The sequence below is a fragment of the Paracoccus sp. (in: a-proteobacteria) genome, from assembly GCF_030538655.1.
Classification (GTDB): domain Bacteria; phylum Pseudomonadota; class Alphaproteobacteria; order Rhodobacterales; family Rhodobacteraceae; genus Paracoccus.
This window is the reverse complement of the sequence record NZ_JAUNTO010000036.1, coordinates 1-14,070: the sequence shown is the minus strand read 5'-3', so window position 1 is coordinate 14,070 and position 14,070 is coordinate 1. Positions and strand designations below refer to the sequence as shown.

Sequence of the window (14,070 nt, the reverse complement as noted above, 5' to 3'; positions counted from 1 at the left end):
TGAGGCCGCAGCCGCGTCGACCGGCACCGTCAAAGTTCGGCTGAGCGGCTTCTAAAATGGGCTGTGGCGATGCTGTGTTGGTATCGCCACACTTCCCCGAAAATCGACTGTGACTCCCGGTCGGCGCTTCCACTTGTTGGTATATTTGTTGGTATCGCCTGAGTTTTCCCTTTGTTTTTCAACGATTGCGGCCACCCTACGGGCTGCCATTTTCCCACAGCAACCTATACTTGCATGACACCCATCATGCTGTGCTGCATTCATCAGCCTGCGCTTGGGGTAGGTCGGCAAAGAAGCCACGCGCATATCACCCAATGCACCATCTATCGCACATCTGGCCGGATGCAGGCGCTGCTATGTTTTGCGGCCGCAGACAGCCTGATGGCGGAGAGTGCCGGATGCGTTCGGCCTATCGCCACGCATTGCTTGGCGCGGAAACCAGCGCATCCGCATGAATGCACTGGCTTTTCTGGCTTATACCTTGCGGCAAACCGGGTCAGTTGCGGTCAAAATTGTCCTCAATGGCAGCCAGAACCTCGCGGCGGATGACGGCGCGGAGGTTGCGGGAAAACCGTTGGCCAAGCTCGCCGTGCAATTCTTGTTGCACGATGTCGCGGATCATTTCACGCAGCGCCTGATCGGCGTCACCCGTGTCATTCCCGAAGGCAAGATCAAGATCAGACAGCGCGGGCCGGGCAACAGCAGGCGGCGCCTGTTCAACATCCCCGCCCTGATCCGCGATCACAGGATCAAGGTCAGCCGCAAGAGCTTCGGCAGCAGACAAGGCAGCGTCAAACATTGCTGACGGCTCGCTTGCGACGGTCTCGGGGGCCGGGGTTTCAGGGGGCAGGGTTTCGTGCATCGACTCGGCGCGGATCTGAGCGGTGGCACGGCGGTTGACAGGTAGACCTATACGCGACCAGCGGCTGCGACGCGGCGCGGCGACCGGGGTATCTTTGCTGCCCTCAGTTTTGTTGGGGGCGATACGATCCGCCTCGCTCAACCGCAGGGGCGTGCTGTCGGGCGCATCCTCGACAGTAGCAGGCCCGACAACAGCAAACACCGGCGCAGCAGTGGACGAATCCGACATCACCTCTGCCTCAACCTGGTGCGGTGCATGGGCAGGACCAGCGGGCGAAGCCGCCAAGGCGTCTTCTACACAGCGGTTCAGCGGAGCTGCGAAACGCCGTGCCAAGGCGGCGTTACCGCCATAACGGTGCGCCAGCAGGTCGCCATCACCAACAGCGCCTGCATCCGCATCCTGCGCCGCGACATCGCCAGGCACCTCATCCTCGGCAATCAGGCGGCGGATGGCGGACAGCACATCGCCAATATCTGCGGAAGTCTGCGCGGCGGAATCGGGATGGGTCATATCATTCATGACCCACCCCCGTTTTCAGATGGTCAGTCGCGACCGATGGCGCGCAAAACGCGATCCAGATTTTCGCCTTGCCTGCTGGTGTAGGGCGCTTCGCGCACGGCCTTGTAATATGCGGATGGGTCATATGTCGGAATCCCTAGCTGAAGGTTTTCTACCGTCAGCAAACCCATAGCGGCCAAAAGTTGATAATGTGCTAACTGAAGATTGGCCTGAGCAGAAATTCTGTCGGCCCGCGCCGACAGCAGCGATTGTTCCGCATCCAGCACGTCCAGCGTCGTGCGCGCACCCAGCATCGCTTCTTCGCGCACGCCGTCATAGGCCTGCTGCGCGGCGACGATCTGTTGGTCGATAGCGCGAATCTGCGCTTGCGCCACGTCGATATAGGACCACGCCGTGCCCACGGCCTGGTTGACCGTGCGTGATCCGTTCAGCAAACCGGCCCGCACTTGATCGCGCTGTGCCATCGCCTTGCGATGCGCCGCCGACAGACGCCCACCGGAATAGATCGTCTGCGACATTTGCACGCCGACATTGGCGCCGCTGGTCGTGGTATTATTGCCAAAAACATTGGGCGCGCTCTGAGACGACAGACCGACCGAGCCGCTTACGGTCGGGTTCCGTTCCGCCGCCGCCGCCGCGACGCCCAGTTCCGCCGCCGCCGCCTGCCGCTGAAGCTGGCGAATCGTGGGATGGGTGCGCTGCCCGATGGCGCGTGCCGCTTCGACCGATTCGGGCAGTCTGGGCGCAGCGGGCGGCGCGCCGAACCGGCCGGGGGCGTGGCCCGTTGCAGTGCGATAGCGTTCCTCGGCAGTGGCCAGATCGCCTTCGGCCGACGCAAGCGAGGCGCGGGTCGCCGCCAGTTGCGCATCGGCCAGCGACACATCGGTCACGGTGATTTCACCCACATCGAAACGATCCTGCGCGGCCTGCCGTTCCTGCGCCAGAACCCGGACCGAGTTCGCTTGCAGCGCGACCTGTTCCCGTGCGGCCCAGACCTCGAAATAGGCTTGCGCGGCGCCCAGCAACACATCTTGTTCGACGCCCACCAGCGCCTCACGCGTGGCCAGAACGGTTTCCTTGGCAATGTCGATCGCCAGCTGGCTGCGACCGAAATCGAACAGCACCATCTGCGCAGACAGGCTAAGAACAGAGGTGTTTTGTTCTGTCCCGCCCTCGACGTAATTATAGGTGTGTGACGCAACCCATTGAACAACCGGGCGCAAAGCGGAAATGGCTGTTGCCACGTCCTCATCTGCGGCACGCAGAACGGCACGGTTCTGATCCATCAGCGCGGAATGGCGATAGGCCGCGACCATGGCATCGGCCAGGGTTTCAGCCCGCGCGGGCACAGCGGCGGCAACGGCGATCAGGCCAGCAACCGCCAGCCCGGCAAAATGACGAATATGGATCACAGAGCAAACCCTTTTGGCAAACCAAAGCCCGGCAGTAACGGCGCGTAGGCATTAAACGCAAAGCGCCAGTTGATCCGGCCATTCAGCCGATAACCGATGCGGACGACACCAAGATTGCCTTCGTTAAAGACGGCGACGATGCGCCCCCCTTCCTTAAGCTGATCGTTCAGCGCATCGGGAATTTCCTCGACGGCGCCGCCGACAAAAATCGCGTCATAGGGGGCCTGCCCGGCCCAACCCGCCGACAGGCTGCCCTGAACGACCGCCGCGTTATCGACACCCGCCTGCGTCAGCCGGGCTTCGGCCTCGGCGACCAGTTCTTCGTCCTGTTCCAGCGCCACCACAGCCTGCGCCATACGCGCCAGAACGGCAGTCGAATAGCCAAGGCCGCAGCCCACATCCAGCACCAGATCGGTGGGCTGCACGTCCAGCGCGTCGACCATCTTGCCCAGGGTCCGCGGCTCAAGCAGGACGCGGCCACGGCCGATATCCACATTTTCACCGGAATAGGCGATATCGCGGCGGGTGTCGGGCACGAATTCCTCGCGCGGGACGTTCAGCATCGCTTCGATCACCGGGAATTTCGTGACATCATTTGGGCGGACCTGATTATCCACCATCATCAAGCGGCGCGCGGCGAAATCGGGCATCGCGGAAACCTTTCTACGGCGTATCATCCGGTTATTGGCACGATTCACGCGGACGGGCAACGCCGGTTCGCCTCTTGGTGGCGCGCGGCAGGCAATTTGGCGATTGTCGGCTTGCAGGTTGCGCGGCGATCCTTTATCGGTGCGGAACCTCGACGGACGGTGGGTTGGCGGAGAGGTTACGCACCGGATTGCAAATCCGTGAAGACCGGTTCGATTCCGGTACCCACCTCCAAATTCTCCGGGCTTTGCCATGATCTATGCCGCGACAACCCGCATCGCCGAAGCCGCGCTGCGCCTGCGTGTGCTGGCGGGCAATGCGATCTGGCGCGAACGGTTGATGCTGGATGCCCCCCCTGCCCCGGCAGCGGTGTGGATTCACGCCGCTTCGGTCGGAGAACTGAATTCGGCCCGGGTGCTGACAGAACAGCTGGCGGCGGATCATCGCGTGATTGTGACCACCAACAGCATCACGGGCCGTGATCTGGCGCGCGGGCGCGGACTGGCGGCGCGGCTGGCCCCGTTTGATTCCCCTGGTGCGGTGATACGGTTTCTGGACGCCGCGCGCCCCGCCGTGCAATTGACGATCGAGGGCGAGTTCTGGCCCAACCGCTCGGCCCTGCTGGCCCGGCGCGGCGTGGCGCAGATCATGGCCGGGGCGCGGATCTCGGCACGGTCGGCGGCACGCTGGGGGCGGCTGCCGGGGCTGATCGGGCCGGTGCTGGCGCGGCTGGATGGCCTGTCGGCACAGGATGCCGCCAGCGAGGCACGGCTGCTGTCGCTGGGTCTGCCGCCTGCGGCATTGATGCCACGGCTGGATCTGAAACTGCTTGGCCCGGCGGCCATCACCCCACCCGCGCCATCACCGGATCGGGACCGGACCTTTCTGGCGGCCTCGACCCACGACGGCGAGGACGGGCCGGTGCTGGACGCTTTTCTGGCGGCGCGTGCACAGGTGCCGGGGCTGCGGCTGATTCTGGCGCCGCGTCACCCCGACCGCGCCGATGCCATCGCGGCACTGGCGGCGGAACGCGGGCTGGCGCTGTCGCGGCGGTCACGTGGGCAGGATGGCGATCTGCTGCTGGCCGATACCTTGGGTGAAATGGCGCTGTGGTATGATCGTGCGGGGATCGTGCTGGTCGGCGGATCGCTGATCGACCGGGGCGGGCATACGCCGTGGGAACCGGCGGCGCATGGCTGCGCGATCCTGCACGGACCGCATGTGTCAAACTTTACCGATGCCTATGAGGCGCTGACTGCCGCAGGTGCGACCCTTTCCGCTGGCGATCTGCCTGCCACGCTGACCGCGCTGGCCCACGATCCGGCCCGCGCCCGCACCATGGGGACAGCGGCGCGCGATCTGCTGACGGCAAACGCGGGCGATCCCGAACCGCTGCTGGCGCGGATCAGCGCGCTTGCACACGGCGCGCGCAGCCCCGATATATAACGGAAAGGAGACGGCTTTCCGATGATCCGCTATGATCTGCGCTGCGACAAAGGCCACGATTTCGACGGCTGGTTCCGTTCGTCCGAGGGGTTTGACGCGATGCGCGACGCCGGTCAGATCGCCTGCACGATCTGTGGATCAGCCCGCGTGGACAAGGCGCTGATGGCCCCCGCCGTGCCGACGGAAAAGGCCCGCATCACCAATGACGAGCAATCACCGCTGGACAGGCTGCGCCAGCATGTCGAGGCGAACTCGGATTATGTCGGCCCGCAATTCGCGGCCGAGGCCCGTGCCATGCACCACGGCGACGCGCCGCATCGCGCCATCCACGGCGAAGCCACGGCGCAGGATGCCCGCGCGCTGATCGAGGAAGGCGTGCCCGTCGCGCCGCTGCCGTTCATCCCGCGCCAAAAGACCAACTGACGCAGGGCCGCCCGTCGGCAAAAGGGTCGGGAGGCTTTCCCCCTTGCCCTTTTGCCCCCCCGACCATAAAAGCCGCGCGGATAATCGAAACACGCTGGCGGGGGGCCGTTGAATGCCGCTTCTGGTGATGAAATTCGGCGGCACGTCTGTCGCTGATCTGGATCGCATCAAGAACGCTGCCCAAAAGGTGCAGCGCGAGGTGGAACGCGGCTATGACGTGATCGTCATCGTCAGCGCCATGTCGGGCAAGACGAACGAACTGGTTGGCTGGGTCGAAAAGACCTCGCCGCTGTTTGATGCGCGCGAATATGACGCCGTGGTGTCCTCGGGCGAGAATGTGACCGCCGGGCTGATGGCGCTGACCTTGCAGGAAATGGGCGTTCCGGCGCGCAGCTGGCAGGGCTGGCAGGTGCCGATCAACACGACAGCGCAGCATTCGGCGGCGCGATTCGTGGATATTCCGCGCGCCAATCTCGACCAGAAATTCGCCGAAGGGTTCAAGGTTGCCGTTGTCGCGGGCTTTCAGGGGCTTGGCCCCGATGGCCGCATCACCACGCTGGGCCGCGGCGGGTCGGATACCACCGCCGTCGCCTTTGCCGCCGCCTTTGACGCCGAGCGTTGTGACATCTACACCGATGTGGATGGCGTCTATACCACCGATCCGCGCATCAGCCGCAAGGCGCGCAAGCTGCACAAGATCGCATTCGAGGAAATGCTGGAACTGGCCAGCCTTGGCGCGAAGGTGCTGCAAACCCGTTCTGTCGAACTGGCGATGCGCTATAATGTGAAACTGCGGGTTCTGTCCTCGTTCGAGGAAACCGACGAAAATTCCGGCACGCTGGTCTGCGCAGAGGATGAGATCATGGAATCGAAAGTCGTCAACGGCGTCGCCTATTCGCGCGACGAAGCCAAAATCACGCTGGTCACGGTCGAGGATCGCCCCGGCATTTCGGCAGCCATCTTTGCGCCTCTGGCCGATGCGGGCGTGAACGTGGACATGATCGTGCAAAACATTTCCGAAAAGGATTACGACGATCACCCCGGCGCCGTGACGGATATGACCTTTTCGGTGCCGATCAATCAGGTCGAACGGGCCAAACGCGCCATGGAAGAGGCCAAGGCCGCTGGCAAGATCGCCTATGACGATCTGGCGGTGGACACCGACGTGGCCAAGGTGTCGGTGGTCGGCATCGGGATGCGCAGCCATTCCGGCGTGGCCGCCCGCGCGTTCAAGGCGCTGGCTGATGAAAATATCAACATCAAGGTCATCGCCACCAGCGAGATCAAGATTTCCGTTCTGATCGACCGTAAATATATGGAACTGGCCGTGCAGGCGCTGCATGATGCCTTTGAACTGGAACAAGCCTGACCGGACCCGCGCCGCGGTGTAAAAGCGCCGTGGCTGTTCCGGGTGCGATGGGGGTATGATGGCGGACCGCAAGGACAGCGATTCCCGCAAGCTGCTGCAACGGTTGCGCGACACGCTTTCTGCCCGCCGCGACGGTCAGGGACGGCTGGACCAGATCACCCATGACATTGCCGATTCCATGGGCAGTCAGGTCTGTTCGATCTATCTGTTCCGTGACCCGGAAACGCTGGAACTCTGCGCCACGCGCGGGCTGCGGGCCGAGGCCGTTCACCAGACCCGGATGCGGCTTGGCGAAGGTCTGGTCGGTCGCGTTGCCCGCACGGGTCGGCATGTAAACACCCCCGACGCGCCATCGGAACCCGGTTTCCGCTATATGCCCGAGACCGGCGAAGAAGTGTTCCCCAGCTTTCTGGGCGTGCCAATCCAGCGGCTTGGCGAAAAACTGGGCGTGCTGGTGGTGCAATCGCGCGAGGCACGCCAGTTTTCCGAAGACGAGGTTTACGGCCTTGAGGTCGTCGCCATGGTTCTGGCCGAAATGACCGAACTGGGCGCCTTTCAGGGCAGCAACGCCGATTCCCTGCCCGCCAGCCACCGCTTTCCACAGATGTTCCGGGGCACCGGCGCACAGGAAGGTGCCGCCGAAGGCCGCGTCTGGCTGCACGAACCGCGCGTGGTCATCGCCAATCCGGTCGGGGACGATCCTCATCGCGAAAAGGCCCGGCTGCTGGACGCCGTGGCCACGTTGCGCCGCACCGTCGATTCCCTGCTGGCCGAGGCCGATATGGAACGCGACAGCGATCACGCGCAGGTGCTGGAAACCTATCGCATGTTCGCGCATTCGCGGTCGTGGCTGCGCCGCATGGAAGAAGACATCGACCTGGGCCTGTCGGCCGAGGCTGCGGTGGAAAAAGAACAATCGCAGGCCCGCGCCCGGCTGGAAAGCGCCGCCGATCCCTATTTGCGCGACCGGCTGCACGATCTGGACGATCTGGCCAACCGCCTGCTGCGCATTCTGACCGGGCAAGGCAGCGATACCGGCGCGGAAATTCCGGAAAACCCGATCCTGATCGCCCGCAACATCGGCCCTGCCGAATTGCTGGAATATGGCAACCGGCTGAAGGGTGTCGTGCTGGAAGAAGGCTCGGTCGGCAGCCATGCCGCCATCGTCGCCCGCGCGCTGGCGATTCCGCTGGTGATCCACGCCGCGCGCATTACCTCCGAGGCGCTGAACGGCGATCTGATCCTTGTCGATGGGGATGCCGGCAGCGTCCACCTGCGCCCCGAAGAATCCGTCGCCGTCGCCTTTCGCGACAAGATGGCGATGCAGGCCGAGGCGCAGCAGCGTTATGCCGGGCTGCGCGATCTGCCCGCAATGGATACGGCGGGCAACACGGTTCAGATGTATATGAACGCCGGGTTGATGGCCGACCTGCCCTCGCTGGATGGGTCGGGGGCCGAAGGCGTGGGACTGTTCCGCACCGAATTGCAGTTCCTGATCCGCAGCCGTGTGCCGCGCCGGGGCGAACTGGCGGCGCTTTACGCCCGCGTCATGGACAACGCCCATGGCAAGCCGGTGATGTTCCGCACACTGGACATCGGGTCCGACAAAGTGTTGCCCTATATGAAGCCGCATGACGAACCCAACCCTGCCATGGGCTGGCGCGCGATCCGCGTGGGTCTGGACAAGCGCGGCGTGCTGCGGATGCAGTTGCAGGCGCTGATCCGCGCGGCGGCGGGGCGGCCCTTGCATGTCATGTTCCCCTTTGTCGCCGAGATCAGCGAATACGAACAGGCGCATCGGATGCTGATGGAGGAACTGGCCCGCGAACAGCGGCTGGGCCGCCCCGTCCCCGAGGACATCCGGGTTGGTGCGATGCTGGAAACACCCTCGATGGCCTATGCACCGCGCCGGTTCTTTGAGATGTGCGATTTCATCTCGATCGGCGGCAATGATCTCAAACAGTTCTTTTTCGCCGCCGACCGCGAAAACGAACGGGTGCGGCGGCGCTATGACACGCTGTCCACGGCATTTCTGGATCTGGTTGCGCAAATCATCGCCCGCTGTGACCAAGCCCATGTGCCGTTGTCCTTCTGTGGCGAAGACGCAGGTCGCCCGATCGAGGCGCTGACCCTTGCCGCATTGGGCATCCGGCGGCTGTCGATGCGCCCGGCCTCGATCGGGCCGGTCAAGCACCTGATCCGCCGCGTTTCCCTGACCGATCTGCGCACCGAGATCGACCGGGGCCGCGAGGCGGGCGAAGCGAACCTGCGCCCCCGGATCATGGATTGGCTGGGACGTCAGGGATGATTCCATGCGCAAGGTTTCGCCGGTGCCAGTCCGGTCATGCGCGGCTTGGCCACCCGCAAAGGGTCTGGCACCGAATCTGACTTGCTGCGATACAGCGGCAAACCTATGATAACCCGGTTTTTTCAGTGGATATGCAAGCCTTGGATCGTCGTGATTTCCTGACATCGGCCAGCGCGCTGGCCGCCGCCACCGCAGCCGCGACCCTTGCCGCCGCGCCCGCCGCACATGCCGATCAGGCCGAAGACGCTGGTGCCGCCGCCAGCCTGTTCGATTTCGACACTCTGGCCACCCTGACACAACAGCGGGCAGCGGCCCCCTATACCCAGCCGGTCGCGGATCAGGTCGGCAGTTTCGCCAATCTGAACTATGACCAATACCGCGCCATCCGCTTTCGCCGCGAGGCCGACCCGCTGGCCGGTCATCCCCGCTTTGGGCTGGATCTGCTGGCCCCCGGCTCGATCTTTTATGAGCCAATTCAAATCAATCTGCTGCGCGAAGGCGTGGTCGTGCCGATCCCCTTTGATCCGCATCTGCTGGAGTTCGACCCCTCGCAATTCCCCGATGGTGCCGATCTGGACACGGTGGGCAAGATGGGCTGGTCGGGCTTTCGGATGCGCTGCCCGCTGAACCGGCCCGATGTGCGCGACGAATTTCTGGTGTTTCAGGGCGCGTCCTATTTCCGCGCCGTCGCGCGCGGCACGCTGTATGGCCTGTCGGCACGCGGCCTTGCCATCGACACCGGCAGCCCGCGCGGCGAGGAATTTCCCCTGTTCACCGATTTCTGGATCGAGGAACCCGCCCCTGACGCAGAATCAGTGCGCATCTATGCCATGCTGGACAGCAAATCACTGGCCGGCGCGTTCCAGTTCGATGTGACGCCGGGCGCGGAAACGGCGATGCGGGTGCGGATGGCCCTGTTCCCACGCGTGGACGTGACTGGCGTGGGCATTGCACCGCTGACCTCGATGTTCTGGTTCGGCCCGGCCAGCCGCGCGGGGGTGGATGATTATCGCCCCGCCGTGCATGACAGCGATGGGCTGGCCATGCGCACCGGCGCGGGTCAGGATCTGTGGCGGGCCTTGTCCAACCACAAGGCACTGCAAATCGCATCCTTTGTGGACCGCAATCCCACCGGCTTTGGCTTGCAGCAGCGCGCCCGCGCATTCGCCGATTATCAGGACGCCGAGGCGCATTATCAGCTTCGCCCCTCGGCCTGGATCGAGCCGGTCGGCAACTGGGGTGAAGGCGTGGTCCGCCTGATCGAAATCCCGGTGGAAAACGAATTCAACGATAACATCGTATCCTATTGGCAGCCCAAGGCCCCTCTCAAGGCCGGAGAGCGCGCTGACTGGACCTATCGGCTGATCTTTGCGCCGCTGGTGCAAAACTCGGGTCCGGTGGCGCAGGTGCGCGGCACGCGCGCGGGCAAGTCGATCAACAGCCCCACCGGGCGCAGCTTTATCATCGACTATGATCTGGCGCCGTTTCAGGATCAACTGCCGCAGATCGCCGTCAACACCTCGTCGGGCGAGGTGGTTCATGCCTATCTCAAGCCGCTGGTCGCCGAAGGTGTGCTGCGGCTGGCCTTTGAGTTCGAGCCGCGCGACGCCCGGATGACCGACCTGCGCGCCACGCTGACCGACCCCGACGGCACGGCGCTGAGCGAAACCTGGATGGCGCGCTGGTCGGCATGACGGATCCCGCCCCCGATATGGCCACGGCTGATCTGCGCCACCTGCCTGCGGTTCCGACGGAATCGCCGCTGGACATGCCGGTGCAGGATTTCAGTGCCCGCCCGCATCGCAGCGCCCCCGCCCGCTGGCGCGAAAGCTGGCGCACATGGGCCGCGCGGCTGCTGGTCTTTGGCGGGGCTGCGGGTATCACCGTAACCGGATTCTGGGTGATGTTCGATGCGTTCGGCGATCAGCCGATGCCGTTGCAGATCGCCCTTCTGGCGCTGTTCACGCCGACATTCGCATGGGTCGGTTTTTCGTTTTGTTCCATGCTGGCGGGCCTGTTCGCGCCGCGCCTGCGCGATCCGCATGATGTGCCGGGCCAGGCACGGATCGCGGTGGTGATGCCGGTCTATCACGAAAACGCCGCCACCAGCATCAGCCTGCTGGTCGCGCTTGCCCGCGATCTGGATCGTCTGGGTCTTGGGGGGCGCGCGGAAATCTGGGTGCTGTCCGACAGCCGCGATCCGGCGGTTGCCGTGAACGAGACGATGGCCGTATCCGCCGCGCGCGAGATGTCGCCGCTGCCGATCTGGTATCGTCGCCGCGCGGATAACACCGATCGCAAATCCGGCAATCTGGCCGAATTCTGGCGTCGCTGGGGCGGGCGTTACGATCAGATCGTCGTGCTGGACGCCGACAGCGTGATGACCGGCGACACCATCGCCCGCCTGTCCGCCCGGCTAGAGGCCGACCCGTCGCTGGGGCTGATCCAGACCATGCCGATGCTGGTCGGCGGCGAAACCATCTTTGCCCGTGTGGTGCAGTTCGCAGGCCGGGTCTATGGCCCGATGATCGCGCGCGGGGTGGCCGCCTGGTCGGGGCAGACCGGCAACTACTGGGGCCATAACGCCATCATCAACAGTCGCGCCTTTGCCAGTGCCTGCGGCTTGCCTCGCCTGCCGGGAAATCCGCCCTTTGGCGGCACCATCCTGTCCCACGATTTCGTCGAGGCGGCGGCCCTGTGCCGCGCGGGCTGGAAGGTGCGGCTGGATCACGATCTGCGCGGCAGTTACGAAGGCTGCCCGCCGACCCTGCTGGATATGGCCACCCGCGAACGCCGCTGGGCGCAGGGCAACCTGCAACACCTGCGCTTGCTGGGAATGCGCGGGTTGCGCGGCATCAGCCGGGTGCATTTCATCATCGGCGTTCTTGGGTTCCTGATGTCGCCGCTGTGGCTGGGGCTGATCCTTGTCGGGTTGATGCTGTCGGGCTGGGTGCTGCTGTCCACGCCCGCCTATTTCCCCGATTATTACCAGCTTTTTCCCGATTGGCCGGTGTTCGACAGCCGCCGGATGCTGTGGCTGTTCATCGCCGCCATGGCCTTTTTGCTGGTGCCCAAGCTGATCGCGACCTTTCGCGCGTGGTGGCGACCTCTGGCGCGCGATGCGGGCGGCAAGCGACGCCTGCTGGCCAGTGCCCTGTTCGAAATCCTGTTGTCGGCCCTGATCGCGCCGGTGCAGATGCTGATCCAGACCCGCCAGATCTGGGACATCCTGCGCGGCCGCGACAGCGGGTGGGAGGCACAGCACCGCGCCGGACATATGCCTTCCTGGGGCTATGTGCTGCGGCATCACTGGGCGCATGTCGCCCTAGGACTGGGCACGCTGGCGGTGCTGGCATGGTTTTCGCCCGCGCAACTGATCTGGCTGTCGCCAATCGTCGCCGGGCTGATCCTGTCGCCCTTTACCTCGCGCTATTCGGCCAGCCCGGTGTTTGGTCGCTGGGCGCGAATGCGCGGCCTGCTGCTTACCCCCGAGGAACGCGCCACCCCCGCCATTCTGGCCGATGCGGTCACGATCGCCCGCAACCTGCCCCGCCCCGTCGCAGGCGATGCCTCGGTGCTGAGGCTGGGTGAGGATGCCGATGCCCGCGCCCGCCATCTTTCCCTTTTGACCGAACCCCAGCCCGCAGGTGCCGCGATGCGCCTGCCAGCCATCACCGCCGAGGCCAAGATCGCCCATGCCGCCACCCGCACCGAGGCGCTGTCCTTTCTGGACCGCCCCGAGACGCTGGCCATGATCGCCACGCCCGCGCTGCTGGATCGCTGGAGCCGGTTGCCGGAGTAGCGCCATGAAGCGGCTGATCGCCCTTGATATGCTGCGCGGCTATGCGCTGGTCTGCATCATGCTGGACCATATGCCGGTATCCCCGTTGCGCGGACTGACGCTGGCCAATTTCAGCATTTTTGACGCGGCAGAGCTGTTCGTGCTGTTGTCGGGCTTTCTGGTCGGGCTGGTCTGGCTGTCGGTGGAAACCCGTCAGGGCCGCCGCGCGGCGCAATGGCGCTTTGCCCGGCGGGCGTTTCAGGTCTGGCGCGCGCTGGTGGTGGGCGGCATCATCATGGCGCTGTTGTCGGCATTGTTGCTGGCGCTGAACCTGCCGCATACTGCGATCTGGAACGCCTATGCCGAATGGGTGATCGAAAAGCCGCTGGGCTATCTGGGCGTTCTGGCAACCATGTGGCTGCAACCGAACCTGCTGGACGTGCTGGCGGTCTATGTCGTGCTGCTGGCTTCGGCCCCGCTGCTGGTGCCGGTGCTGCTGCGCTGGCCATTCAGCTTTGCCGCCGGATCGGTGCTGCTGTGGTGGTTCGCGCCGGTGCTGAACCCGCTGATCCCCAACCACAACACCGGCGGGCTGCTGTTCAATCCGTTTGGCTGGCAGATGCTGTTCTATTCCGGCGTGGCGATGGGGCTGTTCCGCGCCCGGCTGATGCCGGTGCTGATGCCTCATGCGCGGCTGCTGACGGTGCTGTCGGTCATCATCTTCAGCTTTGGCGCGACGATCATTCTGGCGATGAAGGTCGGCGAGCCCGCCCTGCCCCTGCGCGAAGCCCTGAAACTGATCTATGGCGAGATCAACAAATGGCCGCTGGATGGCACCCGCTATCTGGCGATCATGGCCGCAAGCTGGCTGGTGGCGGTGCCGCTGGCCGGAGTGATGGCGCGGCTGGCGGATACCGGGCCGGGTCGGGCCTTGCAGACCATCGGGCGCGGCGGGCTGTGGTCGTTTATCATCTGCGTGCTGCTGTCGGTTCTGGGCGACGCGCTGCAAATGACCCCGCCGCAGCAAGACATGGGCCAGCGGCTGGTCATCGACCTGTGGGTGATGACGGCGCTGTGGTGGATGTCGTGGTGGTGGCTGACCCATCTGGCCCCGCGCTGGAATGGCGACTGGCCGTTGCCGTGGCGGCGCGGCTAAGCGCGCCTACCCTTTGCGCGAGGTAAACCCCCACGCCCCTTCACCCAGTGCCGGAGCGGCGCGGTCGCATGTCAGCGGGCTGCGTGACATCCGCACGGGGGTGCGCAGGCCGGGGATGCCCTCTGGCGTCACGACCAGATCGCGGG

Annotated in this window: 10 protein-coding genes and 1 tRNA gene; 8 read left to right on the top strand and 3 right to left on the bottom strand. The window is 64.7% G+C overall.

Features of this window, described 5'->3' with window-relative positions:
- Nucleotides 1-496: 496 nt before the first annotated feature.
- Genes Q4G22_RS15175 through Q4G22_RS15165 form a run of 3 tightly spaced genes read right to left on the bottom strand, consistent with a single transcriptional unit; the run spans nucleotide 497 to nucleotide 3,443 of the window.
- On the bottom strand, nucleotides 497-1,381 hold the full coding sequence (locus Q4G22_RS15175; protein WP_303386728.1) for a hypothetical protein: 885 nt from the start codon (nucleotides 1,379-1,381) through the stop codon (nucleotides 497-499).
- A gap of 23 nt (nucleotides 1,382-1,404) precedes the next feature.
- Nucleotides 1,405-2,793 carry a TolC family outer membrane protein gene (locus Q4G22_RS15170; protein WP_303386727.1) on the bottom strand — a complete coding sequence of 463 codons (1,389 nt, stop codon included), beginning with the start codon at nucleotides 2,791-2,793 and terminating at the stop codon, nucleotides 1,405-1,407.
- The gene (locus tag Q4G22_RS15165) at nucleotides 2,790-3,443 is read right to left on the bottom strand and encodes a protein-L-isoaspartate O-methyltransferase (protein WP_303386726.1); all 654 of its coding nucleotides are present in this window, start codon (nucleotides 3,441-3,443) and stop codon (nucleotides 2,790-2,792) included. The genes Q4G22_RS15170 and Q4G22_RS15165 overlap by 4 nt, the downstream gene beginning before the upstream one ends.
- A gap of 158 nt (nucleotides 3,444-3,601) precedes the next feature.
- Between Q4G22_RS15165 and Q4G22_RS15160 the strand changes: the two genes are divergently transcribed.
- The 8 genes from Q4G22_RS15160 (at nucleotide 3,602) to opgC (ending at nucleotide 13,924) form a co-directional block, all read left to right on the top strand.
- A tRNA-Cys gene (locus Q4G22_RS15160) sits at nucleotides 3,602-3,675 on the top strand.
- A gap of 18 nt (nucleotides 3,676-3,693) precedes the next feature.
- The gene (locus Q4G22_RS15155; RefSeq protein WP_303386725.1) at nucleotides 3,694-4,887 is read left to right on the top strand and encodes a 3-deoxy-D-manno-octulosonic acid transferase; all 1,194 of its coding nucleotides are present in this window, start codon (nucleotides 3,694-3,696) and stop codon (nucleotides 4,885-4,887) included.
- A 21-nt stretch (nucleotides 4,888-4,908) separates the two neighbouring features.
- The gene (locus Q4G22_RS15150) at nucleotides 4,909-5,310 is read left to right on the top strand and encodes a DUF1178 family protein (RefSeq protein WP_303386724.1); all 402 of its coding nucleotides are present in this window, start codon (nucleotides 4,909-4,911) and stop codon (nucleotides 5,308-5,310) included.
- Nucleotides 5,311-5,422: 112 nt separating this feature from the next.
- Nucleotides 5,423-6,679: an aspartate kinase gene (locus Q4G22_RS15145; RefSeq protein WP_303386723.1), complete on the top strand. Its 1,257-nt coding sequence runs from the start codon at nucleotides 5,423-5,425 to the stop codon at nucleotides 6,677-6,679.
- A gap of 58 nt (nucleotides 6,680-6,737) precedes the next feature.
- A complete protein-coding gene (gene ptsP, locus Q4G22_RS15140; RefSeq protein WP_303386722.1) occupies nucleotides 6,738-8,987 on the top strand; it encodes a phosphoenolpyruvate--protein phosphotransferase in 2,250 nt (749 codons plus the stop codon).
- Between the two features lie 131 nt (nucleotides 8,988-9,118).
- Nucleotides 9,119-10,681, top strand: coding sequence for a glucan biosynthesis protein G (locus Q4G22_RS15135; RefSeq protein ID WP_303386721.1), 1,563 nt, complete (start codon nucleotides 9,119-9,121; stop codon nucleotides 10,679-10,681).
- Nucleotides 10,678-12,789, top strand: coding sequence for a glucans biosynthesis glucosyltransferase MdoH (mdoH, locus tag Q4G22_RS15130; RefSeq protein ID WP_303386720.1), 2,112 nt, complete (start codon nucleotides 10,678-10,680; stop codon nucleotides 12,787-12,789). The genes Q4G22_RS15135 and mdoH overlap by 4 nt, the downstream gene beginning before the upstream one ends.
- A 4-nt stretch (nucleotides 12,790-12,793) precedes the next feature.
- A complete protein-coding gene (gene opgC, locus Q4G22_RS15125) occupies nucleotides 12,794-13,924 on the top strand; it encodes an OpgC domain-containing protein (protein ID WP_303386719.1) in 1,131 nt (376 codons plus the stop codon).
- The last annotated feature ends 146 nt before the right edge of the window (nucleotides 13,925-14,070 follow it).